This window comes from Streptomyces sp. NBC_01006 (assembly GCF_045162725.1).
In the GTDB taxonomy this organism is placed as follows: domain Bacteria; phylum Actinomycetota; class Actinomycetes; order Streptomycetales; family Streptomycetaceae; genus Streptomyces.
Window position 1 is genome coordinate 1457993 of the sequence record NZ_CP108700.1, and the last position, 15579, is coordinate 1473571.

The 15579-nt window shown below is 71.2% G+C and carries 8 protein-coding genes; 1 reads left to right on the plus strand and 7 read right to left on the minus strand.

Translation table 11 applies throughout. The features are described 5' to 3' along the window. Positions 1–45: 45 nt before the first annotated feature. The 4 genes from OG509_RS06535 to OG509_RS06550 form a co-directional block, all read right to left on the minus strand. On the minus strand, positions 46–9735 hold the full coding sequence (locus tag OG509_RS06535) for an amino acid adenylation domain-containing protein (protein WP_406180852.1): 9690 nt from the start codon (positions 9733–9735) through the stop codon (positions 46–48). Between the two features lie 117 nt (positions 9736–9852). Continuing rightward, entirely contained in the window at positions 9853–10674 is an 822-nt protein-coding gene (locus OG509_RS06540) for a sterol desaturase family protein (protein ID WP_406180854.1), read from the minus strand. Positions 10675–11280: 606 nt separating this feature from the next. After that, positions 11281–11601: a hypothetical protein gene (locus OG509_RS06545; RefSeq protein WP_406180856.1), complete on the minus strand. Its 321-nt coding sequence runs from the start codon at positions 11599–11601 to the stop codon at positions 11281–11283. Positions 11602–11763: 162 nt separating this feature from the next. Continuing rightward, a complete protein-coding gene (locus OG509_RS06550; protein ID WP_406180858.1) occupies positions 11764–12021 on the minus strand; it encodes a hypothetical protein in 258 nt (85 codons plus the stop codon). Here OG509_RS06550 and OG509_RS06555 point away from each other — a divergent pair. After that, positions 11999–12280 (plus strand): alpha/beta fold hydrolase, encoded by a 282-nt coding sequence (locus OG509_RS06555; protein ID WP_406180860.1) that lies wholly within the window; start codon positions 11999–12001, stop codon positions 12278–12280. The genes OG509_RS06550 and OG509_RS06555 overlap by 23 nt on opposite strands. Positions 12281–12284: 4 nt before the next feature. Here the strand turns inward: OG509_RS06555 and hisG are convergent, their stop codons facing one another. From hisG to OG509_RS06570, 3 genes are read right to left on the minus strand one after another with little or no spacing between them, the layout of a single operon-like run. After that, positions 12285–13127 carry an ATP phosphoribosyltransferase gene (gene hisG, locus OG509_RS06560; protein ID WP_385589606.1) on the minus strand — a complete coding sequence of 281 codons (843 nt, stop codon included), beginning with the start codon at positions 13125–13127 and terminating at the stop codon, positions 12285–12287. Between the two features lie 47 nt (positions 13128–13174). Beyond that, positions 13175–14509, minus strand: coding sequence for a hypothetical protein (locus OG509_RS06565; protein ID WP_406180862.1), 1335 nt, complete (start codon positions 14507–14509; stop codon positions 13175–13177). Next, positions 14506–15513: a RimK family alpha-L-glutamate ligase gene (locus OG509_RS06570; RefSeq protein WP_406180864.1), complete on the minus strand. Its 1008-nt coding sequence runs from the start codon at positions 15511–15513 to the stop codon at positions 14506–14508. The genes OG509_RS06565 and OG509_RS06570 overlap by 4 nt, the downstream gene beginning before the upstream one ends. Positions 15514–15579 lie beyond the last annotated feature (66 nt).

Genomic DNA, 15579 nt, shown 5'->3' on the forward strand with positions numbered 1-15579 from the left:
CCTCCCGGGGCCCATCGGCCCCTGTCCTCCCATACGGGCCTGTCGTTACGCGCCACGGGGAGCCCCCTGCGTGCTGCCGTCGCCGAACGCGGAGAGGACCAGGGTCGCGTTCCGTTCGGCGGGCTTCTCGTCGAGCATCTCCGCGTGCAGGCCCGCGCCGCGTACCAGGCGGCTGACGGTGGTGGAGGCGCTGTGCCAGCTGCCGCGCTGTCCGGCCGCGTAGAACTCGGCCTTCGCCTCGTCGGAGATGACGGTGACCATGGCCGCGACCGCTCCGCGGTTCGGGGTGCGCCCGCAGTACTCCAGGTAGTCCCTGGCCTGTTCGAGGGTCTGAGCGGTGACGGTCTCGGAGTGGGTGTGACGGCGCAGGTGGTCCCGCAGTTCGCGCTCGAACGCGTCGGTGTGCTCGGCGGAGAGCCCGTACTCCTCCTCGATGCGGTACGAGTCCATGATCACGACCTGGGCCACCACGCGCCCCCGCCGTTCGAGCTGCTTGGCGACCTCGAAGGCGAGGTTGCCGCCCAGGGAGTAGCCGAGGAGGAGGCAGGGCCCCTCGGGGTGCAGCGACTCCACGAGGTCGGCGTAGCGCGTGCTCTTGTCACCGTCGACGTGGTTGAAGGCGATCAGCTCGTACGGCCGGAGGTGTGCGGCGAAGTGGCGGTAGACGAGGCCGTGACCGCCGGCCGGCGGGAAGCAGAAGACGAGCGGTCCCTCGCCCGTGTTGAAGGACAGGTGGGAGAGGTTCCCGGAGATCCGGCCGGTGACGATGTCCTCGACCGTACGGGCCATGCCGTGCAGGGTGGTCACCTTGAAGAGCAGGCCGACCGGGATCGCGATGCCGAACTCCTTCTGGAGGCGGTGGATCAGCTCGATGAGGGTGATGGAGCTGCCGCCGGAGTCGAAGAAGTCGCTGTGCAGGCTGATGCCTTCGAGGCCGATCACCGCCTTCCAGTGGGCTGCCATGCGCTCCTCGTAGAGCGTGACGGGTGGTTCGTGGCCCTCCTGCGCGGGCTCGGCCCGGGGCACGGGCAGTGCGTCCGGGTCCACCTTCCCGTTCGCCGTCAGGGGGAGGGCGTCCACTGTTTCCAGGCGGGCCGGGATGAGGTACGTGGGCAGGTGGGCGGCGAGGTGGCGGCGCAGGGCGCGGGTGTCCGGCTCGGTGCCGGCGGCGCGGACCACGTACGCGCAGAGGGTCGGCTCGGCGCCACAGTCGGTCCGGACCATGGCATGGGCGTCGGCGACCTCGGGGAGCGCCGTCAGCAGTGACTCGATCTCCCCCGGCTCGATGCGGTGGCCGCGCAGCTTGATCTGGGCGTCGGCGCGGCCGAGCAGGTGGATGCGGCCCCGGGCGTCCCTGCGCGCCAGGTCCCCTGTGCGGTAGAGCCGCTCGGGGACGGCACCCGGACCGCGGTCCAGGGTGACGGTGACGAAACGGCGGTCGGTCTGCTCCGGGTCGCCTGCGTAGCCCAGGGCGAGGCCGGATCCGCCGGCCCACAGCTCGCCGGTGACCCCGGCCGGTACGGGCCGCCGGTGGGCGTCGAGGACGTGCAGCACGCAGTTCGGCAGCGGGGTACCGATGGGAACCATGCTGTTCGGGTCGAGGCCGTCGGTGGGGCCGTCGAAGCGGGCGCTGTCGACGGTGGCCTCGGTGAGGCCGTAGGAGTTGACGACCCGGGTCTCCGGCCCGCACAGCGCGCGCAGCCGCTCGTACTCGGCGACCTTCCACGTGTCGGATCCGACGATCACCAGCCGCATGAAGTCCAGCCGGTGGCCGCCCTCCTGGCAGTGGGTCATCAGCGCGCGGACCACGGCGGGGACGAATTCGGCGCAGTCGACCCCCTCGGCGGTCATCGCCTCGTGCAGCCGCGCCGTGTTGAGGAGCAGCTCGCGGTCGGTGAGGACGAGCCGGCCCCCCGAACACAGGGCACGGACCAGGTCACCGGTGAACACGTCGAAGGACACGCCGGCCATCTGCAGATGGACGCCTGGGCTCGTCTCCAGTCCGTACTCCTCGCGCCAGGCGGTGCAGAGAGCTGCGAGGGCGCCGTGGGACACCTCTACGGCCTTGGGCCGGCCCGTCGAGCCGGAGGTGTGGATGACGTAAGCGGGTGCGTCCGGGCCGACGGGTGCGTCGTCGGCGCAGGTGGCGGCGGAGACGGCCGGGTCTTCGAGGTCCTGCGCCATGACGTCGGTCAGGAACTCGGCGCCGGGCACGTCCAGCCGCCCGGCGCCCGCCGGGTCGGTGAGGACCAGGCGGGCGGCCGCATTGCCCGCCATGAAGGCGAGCCGCTCCACGGGATGGTCGGGATCGAGCGGCAGGTAGGCGGCCCCCGCACGCAGTACGGCCAGCAGCGCGACGATCAGTTCGGGCGACTTCGGCAGGCACACCGCGACGACGCCGCCGCCCGCTCCCCGGGCCCGCAGCCGCCCGGCCAGGACGGCGGAGGCCCGCTCCAGCTCCGCGTAGGTCATGTGGCGGGCGGCGCCCCCCGGACCCGCGGCGGGAACCGTGACCGCGACCGCCTCCGGGGTACGGGCCGCCACCCGCGCGAACCGGAGGTGCACCGGCGGTTCCGGGGCCAGTACGGGTCCCCTGGCGGCCGGGCCGTGCAGGATCTCGTGGCGTTCGTCCTCGCCGAGCATGTCGAGCCCGGCCACCGCTCGCTCACCGGGAGCGCGGGTCAGCGCGTCCAGGAGGTTGCGGTAGTGCCCGGCCAGCCGACGGGCGGTCTCGGGCCGGAACAGGTCGGTGTTGTACTTCAGGACGCAGTGGAAGCGCCGCTCCGACTCGTCCTCGTACGCCGACAGCGTGAGGTCGAACTGCCCTTCCTCCTCGGGCAGTTCGATGTAGTCGAGGCGGTAGCCGTACTGCTCCGAGGACACCTTGTGGGCGAGCAGGATGAACATCGCCTGGAAGACCGCCGAGCGGCTGGGGTCGTGTTGGAGGCCCAGCTTCTCGACCAGCAGGACGAAGGGGTACTCCTGGTGGTCGATGCCCCCGAGCACCGTCCTGCGGACCTGGGCGAGCAGATCGGCGACGGTCGGGTCACCGGCCAGGTTCGCGTACAGCGGCAGGGGGTTGACGAAGTAGCCGTACACGGACGACAGGTCCTCGTCCGTGCGACCGGTCACCGGGCTGCCGACGACGATGTCGTCCTGACCGGAGTGACGGTGCAGCAGCAGGTAGTAGGCGCACAGCAGCACCATGAAGACGGTCACGTCGTGTTCGCGGGCCAGGGCGTGGACCCGGGCGCTGAGTTCGCCGTCGAGGACGAAGAACTCCGAGGCTCCGTTGTGGGTCTGCACGGCGGGCCGGGGTGCGTCGGTGTGCAGGGTGAGCGGCGGAACCTCGGCGGGCAGCGCGCCGCGCCAGTAGTCCAGCATGCGGTCGGCGTCGGGGGACGCCAGGAACCGGTTCTGCCGGTTGAGGAAGTCGACGTACCGGCCCCGGACCGGCGGCAGTTCGACGACGCGGCCCGAGCGCATGCCTTCGTAGAGGGCGAGCAGTTCCTCGATGAAGGTGAAGGTGGAGATGGCGTCGGAGACGATGTGGTGGACCGCCTTCATCAGCACCCACCGGTCCGGACCGCGCCGGAAGAGCCGGAAGCGCATCAGCCGGTCGTGCGCGAGATCGTACGGCCTGCGGTACTCCTGGACGATCAGCTCGCGGATCTCGTCCCACTCCAGGCCCTCGACGTCGAAGACCCCCGTGTCCGGTTCGACGGCGTCCGAGACGGTCTGGAGCGGCCGGCCGTCCTCCATGACGAAGTTGGCCCGCAGCACGGGGTGCCGGGCCACGAGGGCACGGACGGCGGCGGTCATCAGCTCGGGATCGATCTCGGTGCGGACCTCGACGGCCCCACCGATGTTGTACGCGAAGCCGTCCGGGTGGAGCTGCTTCAGGAACCACAGCGCCTTCTGGTTCTGGGTCAGGGGGTGGCGGGACGGATCCTCGTGGATCTCCACCGCCGCCGCCGGATCCGGGCCCGCCGCCCTCGCGGCGAGCTCCCTGGTGGCGTCGTGGAGCTGCGCGGTCAGTTCGTACAGCGGGGCCCCGCTGAGCAGCGCCACGACCGGCAGCGCGACCCCGGTGGCCGCCTGGATCCTGGCCCGCAGCTCCATGGCGAGGAGGGAGTCGATGCCGTGGGCACCGAGGCCTGCGTCCAGGTCGAGTTGGTCGGTGCTCATCCGCAGTACGGACGACGCGCAGCCGAGGAAGAGGTCCGCGACGAGCCGGGTGCGCTCCTCTTCACAGGCGGCGTCCCGGAACCGGTCCAGATAGCGGGCCTGTTCGTCCGGCGCGCCGCTGCCCGCGGCGGAGCGGTCCGCCGCCGTGGCCTTCGCCGCCTCGGCGGCCAGACCCCTGACCAGCGGGGGCGGTGACGGGTACCAGGCGAGGAAGGTCTTCCAGTCGACGACGGTGGCGATCAGGAGCTGGGTGCGGCCTTGGCCGAGGACCCGCTCCAGGACGGCCATGCCCGCCGACGGGGAGAGCGAACTCATGCCCCGGACGGTGCGGTAGTGCTCGACCAGGCTCAGTTCCTCGATCATGCCGGTCGCCCAGGGCCCCCAGTCCAGGCTGAGCGCGGGCATCCCACGGGACCTGCGGTGATGGGCCAGGGCGTCGAGGAAGGCGTTGCCCGCGGCGTAGTTCGTCTGGCCGGTGGTGGTGAGCAGGGACGCGACGGAGGCGAAGAGGACGAAGTGGTCGAGCGGCTCGTCGCGCAGATGGCGGTGCAGGAGCCAGGCGCCCGCCACCTTCGGGTCGAAGACGGAGTCGAACGCGGTGCGGTCCACGGCCCGGACCGGCGTGTCGCGTACGTGCCCGGCGAGGTGGAAGACGCCCCGCACCGCGGGCGCGTCCCGGTCCCGGTAGTCGGCGAGCCACCGCGTGAGGGCGTGCTCGTCGGAGATGTCGAGGGAAGCATGGACAGGGTGGGCGCCGAGGGCCTCCAGTTCCTTGACGAAGCGAACCGGGGAGTTCGCCGGGGAGTCCGGGTCGAGGGCGCGCCAGGTGGCGCGGTCGGGGAGTTCCGTGCGGCCGACGAGGATCAGGTGCCGGGCGCCCCGGTGGACGAGGTAGCGGCACAGCAGCCGGCCCAGCGCGCCGAACGCCCCGGTGACGAGGTACGCGCCGTCCGGGCGCAGCCTGGGCGGGAAGGGGCGGGTGAGGCCCTCGGGGCGGGCGAGGCCGCTGATGAGGCGTCGGCCGTCGCGCAGGGCGACCTCGTCCTGCGGCCCGTCCACGGCTGACGGGGCGAGGATCTCCCGGAGCAGCGCTTCGGCGTCGGCCTGCGTCGCGGCGTCCCGGGAGGCCTGCGAGGCCTGCGGGCCGGACCCGTCCGGGGTGCCTGCCGGGGGGAGCGGCAGGTCGATCAGCTTGCCCCGGTGCGCGGTCAGCTCCTGGTGGCGCAGCACCCGGCCGATGCCCCAGACGGGCGCGCCGAGGGGTTCGACCGGGTCTCCGGGGACGGCCGCCTGGGCCCCCCGGGTGATGAGGTGCAGGGCGGCCGGCGCGGCCGACTGCCGGGGGTCGTCCTGAAGGGCCTGGGCCAGTGCGACCACGGAGTAGGCGCCCAGCGCGCTGTGGGCGTCGAGGTGTCCGCGCCCGGTGTCCTCCAGGGCGGGCAGATCCAGGTTCCAGAGGTGGACGACGGTGTCGAGGGCCGGACCATCGTCGGCGGCGAGCTCGGCGAGCAGCCTGCGCAGGTCGTCGGCGCTGCCGGGGACCACCTGGGAGTCCCGTCCTTCCGGGTCGAAGGCATAGCTGTCCCCCGGCCTTACGAGGTGGCAGTGCGCGCCGCTCGTGGCGGCGAGTGCCGCGAGGCGGTCCGCCACTGCGCCGGGCCGGTCCGCGAACAGCAGCCAGGTGCCGTGGGCGGGCGGACCCGGGTCCGGGGCCACGGACAGGTCCGCAGCCGTCTCGGCGTCCCGGCCGCCGGACTCCAGCGGTGCTTGCGTCCAGGTGAGTTCGGCAAGCCATCCGTCGATGGTGGGAACACCCACCGTGGCCGACGTCTGTTCCACGTCGGCGGCGCGGAACCCGCGGACGTACCCGAGCGGCTCGCCGTCCTCGGCGTAGAGGGTGATGTCACCGACGAGTTCGTCCTCCGCCCGCCGTGTGACGGTGGCGTGCGCCCACAGCGGCCGGTCACCGACCGGGAGCGTGCGCACCGCGTCGATGGTGAGCGGCAGGAGCATCCCACTCTCGGGAACCGCGTCCGCGGACGAGAGTCCCGCGACGAGGAGCGTCTGGAAACAGGCGTCGAGCAGAACCGGATGCACATGGTGCCCGGCAGCGCTGCCGACGCACACGGGTGGCCGGATCAGAGCCAGGGCCTCGCCCTCTGTCCGCCACACTTCCCCGATGCCCCGGAACGCGGGGCCGTAGTCGTACCCGAGGGCGCTCAGCGCGTCGTAGCACGCGGTGGAGTCGAGGCGCCGGTCCGCCCGTGCCCGGATCGCCTCCCCGTCCACCGGGGAGGTACGAGCGGGCGCAGTTCCGCCGCGCACCACGCCACAGGCGTGTACGGAGGGGGCATCGCCGCCGGTGGCCACGGTGAAGGCGGAGGTCTGCGCGGAGAGCGACAACTGGACGGCTCGGGGGGCGTCTTCGGGCAGGAAGAGGGCCTTGCGCAGTTCGATGTCCCCCAGCTCGGCGTCCGTGCCACCGGTCAGGGACCGGAGCGCCTGGTACGCCATCTCGACGTAGCCTGCCGCCGGGAACAACGTCCGACCCTGGATGCGGTGATCGGCGAGGTAGGGCGTGCTCTCCACGTCGAGCGCCACTTCCCAGGCGGGCTCCGCGGTGGCGAGACGCCGGCCCAGCAGCGGATGGTCGACCTCGCCCAGCCTGATCTGCGCCACGGGCGCGGGTTCGGTCCAGTACCGGTCCCGCTTCCACGGATAGCGGGGCAGCGGGACCCGCCGCCCCCGCGGGTGCAGTGCTTCCCAGTCGACGGCGCAGCCGAGGCTGTACAGCGCGGCCAGGGAGGTCGTGAAGCGCAGGGCTTCGCCTTCGGCGCGCCGGATCGAGGGCAGGGTGGTCACGGTCTGGTGCGAGCCCCCGGCCCCGGGCGTGACCGTGGTCGTGGCTGTGGCCGTGGCCGTGGCCGTGGCCGTGGCCGTGGCCGTGGCCGTGGCCGTGGCCGTGATGACGGCCGTGGGGTCGCCCGCACGGGCGGCGAAGCACTCCTTGATGGAGTGACCGAGCACCGGGTGGGGTCCGATCTCCAGAAAGGTGCGGTGTCCGTCGTCGATCATGGCGTCGACGGCCGAGCGGAACCGGACGGTGTCACGGACGTTGTTCCACCAGTAACCCGCGTCGAGTTCGGGCCCCTCGGCGCGCCCCTCCCGGCCGGTGAGATAGAGGGGCAGCCGCGCGGGACTCGGTTCGATCCCGGCGAGCTCCCTCAGCAGATCGGCCCTGATCTCCTCCATCCCGGCGCTGTGGTAGGGGACCTGTACGTCCAGGAACTTGGCGAACACGCCGTCGGCGTGCAGCGCTTCCGCGTACTCGGTGAGCGCCGCCCTCTCCCCTGCCAGGGTCAGCGCGCCGGGGCTGTTCACGGCGGCGACGGACAGGCGGTCCCCGAAAGGCGCCGCGCGCCGTGACGCCTCGTCCTCGGGCAGACCGACGGCCAGCATGGTGCCCGTTCCTGCGAGCCGGTGCTGCAGGCGACTGCGGTGCAGGACGATCCGTACGGCATCGCGCAGGCTGTAGATCCCGGCCTCGTAGAACGCGGCGATCTCGCCGGTGCTGTGGCCGACGACCGCGGAGGGGTGAACCCCGTGGGCGTGCCAGAGCGCGGCGAGGCCGACCTGGACGGCGAAGTTGGCGGGCTGTGCGAGCCAGGTCTGCGCCATCCGGGACTCGTCCTCGGCGGCGTTGAGTTCCGCGGTCAGCGACCAGCCGGCCTGTGCTGCGATCTCGCGGTCGACGGCCTCGACGGCCTCCCGGTAGGTGGGCGAGGTCTCGAACAGCTCGCGGCCCATGGCCCACCACTGCGGCCCCATCCCGGTGAACACCCAAGCGGCCAAGTCCTGTTGTCCCTCACGGCGCCTGCCGTGCAGGACGCGGGGGTGCTCCTCGCCCCGGACGCACGCCGCCAGCGCCTCGTCCAGATCGTGACGCGTCTCGTACACCACGGACAGCCGGGCGTCGTGGTGCTGCCTGCGGCGGGCGAGGGAGTGGGCGAGGTCCGCGACGGAGGCGGGATCGGCCGCGGAGTCTGCCGCGTGCGAGCCCTGGGCTGCCAGTTCCGCGCGGACGGCCTCGGCCAGTGGCGGCAGCACGGAGGCGTCGTGGGCACTGAGCGGCAGCACGTTGAACGGGAGGCCGTCGGTGGCGGAACCCTGCTCGGGGACGCGGGTCGGTGTGTCCTCGGCGGTGCGTGCGGGCGCCTCTTCGAGCAGCACGTGCGCGTTGGTGCCGCCGAAACCGAAGGAATTGACGCCCGCGCGGGCCGGTCCCTCGTGAGGGGGCCAGGGGGTGACCCGGTCCGGGATCTCGTACGGCGCGGAGTCCAGGTCGATCGCGGGATTGATGCGTTCCAGATTGATGTGCGGAGGGATCAGCCGGTGTTCGAGGCTGAGCGCGGTCTTGATGAGACCGGCGATCCCCGCGGCGGACTCGGTGTGCCCGATGTTCGTCTTGACGGAACCGATGTAGCAGGCGGCGCCCGGCTTGCGGCCGACGGCGAGGGCGCTCGCCAGCGCGTTCGCCTCGATCGGGTCGCCCACCGGCGTGGAGGTGCCGTGGGCCTCCACGTACTGGAGGGTGCCCGGGGTGATCCCGGCCCGGGCGCAGACCTGCTCGATCAGCGCCGCCTGGGCGTCGGCGCTGGGGACGGTGATGCCGTTGGTGCGTCCGTCCTGGTTGACGCCGGTCTCCGTGATCACGGCGTGGATCGGGTCGCCGTCGCGGACCGCGTCCGAGAGGAGCTTGAGGACGACGATGCCCACGCCCTCGGCTCGGACGTAGCCGTTGGCGTCGGCGTCGAAGGTCCGGGAGAGGCCCTCGGGTGAGAGGAAGCCGCCCTTGGTCTCGGCGATGGTGTATTGCGGTGTCAGATGCAGCAGCGTGCCGCCCGCCAGGGCCAGCGAACTCTCGCCGCGTCGCAGACTCTCGCAGGCCAGGTGCACGGCGACGAGCGAGGAGCTGCAGGCGGAGTCGATGGAGAGGCTGGGGCCGCGGAAGTCGAAGCAGTGCGAGAGCCGGTTCGAGACCATCGTCATCATCGTGCCGGTCGCCGTATGGGCTTCGAGGGTGTCGAACCTGAGGTCGGAGAACTGCAGGATCTTGTAGTCCAGGGTGAACGCCCCGACGTACACCCCGACGTTCCGCCCTGCGAGTTCGGCCGGCTTCTGTCCGCCGTCCTCCAGGGCCTCCCAGGCGACCTCCAGGAGTTTGCGCTGCTGCGGGTCCATGGCGTGCGCCTCGCGGGGGCTGATGCCGAAGAACGCCGGGTCGAACTCGTCGAAGCCGTCGATGTAGCCGCCGCGCCCGCCCACGAGGCGGCCCGGTTTCGCCTTGTCCCTGCTGCCCAAGCCCGCGGCGTCGTACCTGTCGGGCGGCGTCGGCGTGATGCAGTCCTTCCCCTCGATCAGGTTTCGCCAGAAGGACCGGTGGTCGTTGGCTCCGCCCGGGAAACGGCAGCCGATGCCGATGACGGCGATCTTCTCCGGGGGCGTTGCGGGCGTGACCGGCGGGGACGTACGGGCTTGTGCAGACATGGGCGTTCCTCGAGTCGCGAAACGGGCGCACGCGAAAGGAGCGGCGCGCGCCGCATGAACGTGAGCAGGCAGGAGACAGAGAAGGCGGGGAGAGCTGGTGCGGAGAGCGGAGACCCGTCACCCGGCGGAGCGGCGCCAGGGGTGGACGAGCGTGGTGAGAATGCGACCGGTGGCCGGGAAGGCGCGGGGATCGGTCAGTCCGACCGCCGCCGGCTCACGGCCGGGACGCCAGGTGAAGGTGCCGAAGAGTCTGTCCCATACGGACAGGTCGGAGCCGTAGTGACCGGCCTCGGACAGCTCGGTGCTGTGGTGCAGTCGGTGTTGTTCGGGACCGGCGAGGACATGGTTGAAGGGCCCCAGCCTCACCCGGATGTTGGCGTGGACGAAGTAGCCCTGCGCCACGACGAACAGCCCCACACCGAAGACCGCGCGCTCGGAGAATCCCACCAGCGCGAGCGCCAGTTGGACGAATCCCTGCGAAATCACCACGTCGGCCACGTGGTTGACCCCGTTGTTGGCGACGTTGACCTTCCCCGGCACGTGGTGCACGCCGTGCAGTCGCCACAGCCATGCGTAGGCGTGTCCGGCCCGGTGCACCGCGTAGCTCGCGAGGGAGCCGAGCAGGAGTGCCAGCGGGATCTCACCCCACAACGGAAGCGCCGGATACGGATTCGCCACCGCACCGACGGCCAAGAGCACCAGGCTCTGCCCGAGCGCGCCCCCGATCGCGGTGAGGACGTAGTACACGGCGTAGTACCCCCACTCCTGGCGGTCCGGCCGCCAGGCGGGGTTGTACGGGATCAGGAACTCCAGCACCACGAGAAGGCCGAGTACCGCGAACTGGAAGAGGAAGGTGGCCGTACCCGGTGCCCATCCTCGCCACTCGGTGAGAGCGAAGACGGCGACGGCGGCGAGCAGCAGGACGGGCTGAGCCGCCATGGCCACTACATCTCGCGCCGATAACCGAGGCATGGCACTCCTCTTCAAGGCGACGACGAGACTCCTGCGAGAGCGCTCCCATCACGCGGAAGGCGGTGGAAGCAATCACAGTATGTAGCCAGAGAGACACGTAGCGCAACAGGTTCAGGTCCTCTCAACCTGGCATACTTCGCGGGGTGTTGACGCACGTGGCAGACGAATCGATTCATCCCCGCGAACCTCGTCAGGCGCTGTCTTCATGCGTCAGAGGGACCACGGGGAAGGGACGCGCGGATCGGGGACGTAGACGCAGTAGGTCCCCGTGCGGATCGTGCGGTCGAGGTGGTCACCGAGCTCCGGAGAGGCGTCGCGGAGGCGGCCGATGGCCTTGCGCAGAGCCTGGGTGACGGCGGAGCGGGCCCGTTCGGAGGCGGCGCCGGCGTGCCGGTCACGCCCGCCGAGTCCGACGGCCCGGGCGAGCTCGTCGATCAGGAATCCACGTTCGAGTTCGGCCTGCTCCTGTCGGGCGATGTCGTTGTCGGCGCGGGCTCCTCCATGTCGTCCTCGATCTCGGCGAGCCGCCGGCCGTACATCTGCTTGGCGCGGTCGTCCAGGAGGGGACCGGCGTCACCGGTCCGAGCTAGCTGTGCCGGCGTCGCCGAGGAGCTCCAGACCCCGTTCGACCTCGCCGTCGAGGATCACCAGCCGGGCCTGGGCCACGCGCCCGATCGCCGCTGCGGCCGGATCGGTGTGCGAGCCGGTCTCGATCGCCCGCTCGGCCCAGTCCCGTGCCGCTTCGAGGTCACCGCCGAGGCAGCGCTCGAAGGCCCGTACCGCCGCGAACCACGCGTGCGCTCCGGTCACCGGCGCGGGATCGAGGAGCCGCTCCGCGCGGCGCAGCCAGCCCCGTACGGGTGCCATGAGCTCGGTGTCGAACAGCAGGTGCATGGCGACCCGTACGGCGGCCCCGGCCGCGGCGGCGTCCTCGCCGAGCCGAGACGGCTCGCCGTGGAGCTGCTCCCAGGTCTCGATCGTGACGTCAAGGTGTCCGGCGGCATAGGCGACGTCGGCGAATTCGGCGAGCTCCGCCGGACCGAGCCAACCACGACCTCATGGGAGGACATCATGGACACCGTCACGGTGAACGGCATCCAGCTCGAACACGAGATCCGCGGAACCGGGGAGCCGCTCCTGCTCATCAGCCCGGTCCTCGCCGACGGGTTCGTCCCGCTCATGGCCGAACCGGCACTCGCCGAGCGCCACCAGCTCATCCGCTACCACAAGCGGGGCTGGGGCGGCAGCACCCACCCCCTCGGGGAGGTCTCCATCGCCGACCACGTCGCCGATGCCGTCGCGCTGCTCGACCACCTCGCCATCGCTGCCCGCCCTGGCCGAATGGCGGTTCGACGCCGACGACGCCGCGCAGATCCGCCGACCGGTGCCTTCCGTGCTGGGAAGCGAGACCCGACCGCTGTGGGTCGAGGTCGCCGCGTTCCTCGGCTCGAACGTGCCCGCTGTAGAGGAGTGCGTCATCGACGGAGTGGGCCACCTGCTCCACATCGAACGGTCCCGGCCGGTCGCCGAGGCCCTGGCCCGGTTCCTGGCCCGCCACCCGCTCACATGCTGACTCCTCAGAGTCGGCAGGCGTGGATCGCCGTGGTCAGGATCGCGCGGGCACCCAGTGCGTAGAGGCCGTCCATGATCTGCTGCGCGTCCTTGGCCGGGACCATGGCCCGGACGGCGACCCACCCCTCGTTGTGCAGCGGGGAGACGGTGGGCGCTTCGAGCCCGGGGGTCAGGGCGACCGCGTCATCCAGGTGTTCGGCGCGGCAGTCGTAGTCCATCATCACGTAGGCGCCGGCCACCAGGACGCCCTGGAGGCGCCGGAGGAACTGCAGGGCCCTCGGATCCTGCGTTCCCGGGCGGCGGACGAGGATGGCCTCCGATTCCATGATGGGTTCGCCGATCACTTCGAGACCGGCGTTGCGCAGCGAGGTTCCGGTCTCCACCACGTCCGCGACCACCTGGGCCACGCCCAGCTCCACGGCGGTCTCCACGGCGCCGTCGAGGTGGACGACCGAGGCCTGGATGCCGCTGTTCGCCAGGTGCTTGGCCACGATGTTCTCGTACGAGGTGGCGATCGTCATGCCGTCGAAGTCGGCCGTGTCCCGCGCCGAGCCGGGCTTGACCGCGTAGCGGAACGTCGAGCGGGCGAAGCCGAGCGCCAGGACCTCCTCGGCGTTGACACCCGACTCCAGCAGCAGGTCGCGGCCCGTGATGCCCAGGTCGAGCCGCCCCGCACTGACGTACACGGCGATGTCCCGGGGGCGGAGGTAGAAGAACTCGACCTGGTTTCCGGGGTCGACCAGGACGAGCTCCTTGGCCTCCTTGCGCTGCTGGTAACCGGCCTCCCTCAGCATGGCCGAAGCCCGCTCGGACAAGGAGCCCTTGTTGGGAACCGCGATCCTTAGCATCCGACAGAACTCCTTGTGTGCGAACGACGAGGGGTGGGTGTGCGGGGCTACGGGGTGTCGAAGGTCAGGACCCCGGCCGCCTCCGCGCCGCTGGAGGCGTTGATCGCCGAGGCGGACCTCGGCGGGGCCTGGCGCAGGAACGTCCCGGCGAAGCGGCCGCCGAAGACCAGGGGTGCCAGGACGACCTCGCGCCCGGACGGGTCGGCTCCGGGTACGTCGACGACGGCGGGTCGGAGCCTGCGCTGGAGGACGTAGGTCTCGCGCGGGTCGGCGAGGCGTTGTTCCAGCAGGGCGCGCCACTGGCCGTCGTCCTGGGTGAATCCGAAGGCCAGGTCCTTGCCCCCGTAGGCCGATGCGGGTTTGCAGATGAGCTCCTCGCGCTCCGCGAGGGCGCGGTCGAGGGTGTCCGCCCGCAGCCGGAAGGTCACCGGGACGTGTGCCCGCGCCAGGGCCCGTTCCTCGTCGCTGAGGAGGTGGTCGAACTCCGGCTCGGTGAGCAGGGCCAGGTTGGCCTTGTTGTCGTGGAGGGCGGTCGCCGGGGCACCGATGAAGTCGATCTTCTCTGCGATGTCGAGTTCCATCAGCCTGCGGGTGAGGGCGGGCGGGACGTACTTCTTGGTCTCGTGCCAGGTGTACATGGTGACGACCACGTCGATCCGCTTGCCCTCGAACGAGGCGCCCTCCTCGTCGAGTTCCAGGTCGGTGACGAGGCCGCAGCTGATCTCGTACCCGCCCGACCGGATCATGTCGACGAAGAAGCGCCGGCCCGAGTCGGAGTCCGCGGGGTTCGCGATCGCCTCGAACACGTGGAGCGGCCGCTCCGTGTCGTGCTCCCGCAGGAGGCCGACGAACATGTCCAGCCAGACGTGCGAGGTGGCGGCGGCGCCCGGGGTGAGGCCGCGCGCCGCGAGGAAGCGGGCGTAGTCCGAGTCCAGGGTGGCCTCGGTGTAGGGGGCGATCGTGCTCATGCCTCCCATCGGAGTGGAGACGTTCAGTTCGACCAGCTGGAGTCCGTCGTCGGTGACCACCAGGTCCGGCCGCATGACCGCCGTGGCCGTGCGGCCCGTCCGCGGGTGGCGCAGCGCGCTGATCATCAGCTCCGCGTCCTCGGCGGGGATACCGAGGTACTCGGCCCAGGCCTCCAGGTCGTCGCCGAAGGCACGGCGCGGGAAGTCCGAGACCAGCTCGGCGAGGCGCAGGCCGAGGTCGGTGACCTCGTCGGCGGCGGCCCCGTGGAAGACCACGGGCGGGTACGCGTGCACCCAGCCGGGGCGGTGCAGCCGCTTCTGGAATCGCTCGTTGTCCGCGTCGGCCGCGCCGGTGGCGGCGAACTCCGTCCAGGCGGCGGTGGCCCGGGGGTCGAGCGAGGACCAGGCGGTCACGAGATCTTCCCGGCGGCGCGCAGCGCGGCGAGCACGGCGTTGACGGTCTCGGAGGACTGGTCGACGCCGGTGGCCCGGAAGGAGTAGTTGAGCCCGCCCGGGTTCACCAGGTTGAACTCCATGATGTACGGGTACGCCATGTCGATGCCGGAGTAGAAGATGCCCAGGTCCATCATGCGCTTGCCCAGGGCCCGGACGAACTCGTCCTCCTCCGGGGTGAGGGTGAGGCCCTCGAACTTGGTGCCGAGCGTGACGTTGGCGCGGTCGTCGTTCTCGAAGTGGAAGCGGCGGAAGCCGCAGACCGGGACGTCGCCGGCGATGATCACGCGCTTCTCGTTGTTGCGGACGTTGGGGATGTACTCCTGCACGGCCGTGTACCGCTTGGAGAGCCCGATGATGTTGCGGCTGTACATCTCGTAGCGCGGAACGGCGTTGCCGGTGGCGGCCTGGAGCAGTGCGGGGCGGTTGCGCTCGTTCTTGTTGACGAAGTACACGCCGGCGCCGCAGCCCTCGTTGGTCGGCTTGAGCACCCAGGTGCGGTTCTCGTCGGACTCGACCAGCCCGGTGAGGTACTCGAAGTCGTTCGACACGTAGGAGGCGGGCAGGTGCTCCGCGGGCACCGCCGCACTGAGGGTGATCTTGGAGTTGAGGTAGAAGAGGGCGGAGGCGTCGTTGACGAAGGGGACGCGCTGGTTGAGCAGCCACAGCAGCTGGAAGGAGTCGGCGAGCGCCTCGGGGTGTGTGCCGGTGAGGACCCAGACCAGGTCGAAGTCCTCGGCGGAGGCGTAGGACTCGCTCAGCGCCGGGAAGTCGTGGCCGGTCAGGTACTCCTCGCTGAGCTGCACCCGGTCGACGACCACGATGTTGTCGTGCAGGCAGAGGGTGTCGATGTCGCCGACGTGGACGTCGTGCCCCTCGCGGTGGAGCGCGCTGGGAATGATCGAGTGGTTGTCGAGCCGGAACTTCGCCGCCTCGGAGACGAGGACCAGGATCTTGTACGACATGGAAGTGCCTTTCGGGCGCTGGCGTGTTGGTGCAGGGGGGGTGGGGGGGAGGAAGTGGCGGAGCGG

Coding starts and splice junctions, on each gene's coding strand:
- OG509_RS06535 (WP_406180852.1), bottom strand. CDS start 9,735: ATGTCTGCACAAGCCCGTACGTCCCCGCCGGTCACGCCCGCAACGCCC.
- OG509_RS06540 (WP_406180854.1), bottom strand. CDS start 10,674: ATGGCGGCTCAGCCCGTCCTGCTGCTCGCCGCCGTCGCCGTCTTCGCT.
- OG509_RS06545 (WP_406180856.1), bottom strand. CDS start 11,601: ATGCACCTGCTGTTCGACACCGAGCTCATGGCACCCGTACGGGGCTGG.
- OG509_RS06555 (WP_406180860.1), top strand. CDS start 11,999: ATGCCGTCGCGCTGCTCGACCACCTCGCCATCGCTGCCCGCCCTGGCC.
- hisG (WP_385589606.1), bottom strand. CDS start 13,127: ATGCTAAGGATCGCGGTTCCCAACAAGGGCTCCTTGTCCGAGCGGGCT.
- OG509_RS06570 (WP_406180864.1), bottom strand. CDS start 15,513: ATGTCGTACAAGATCCTGGTCCTCGTCTCCGAGGCGGCGAAGTTCCGG.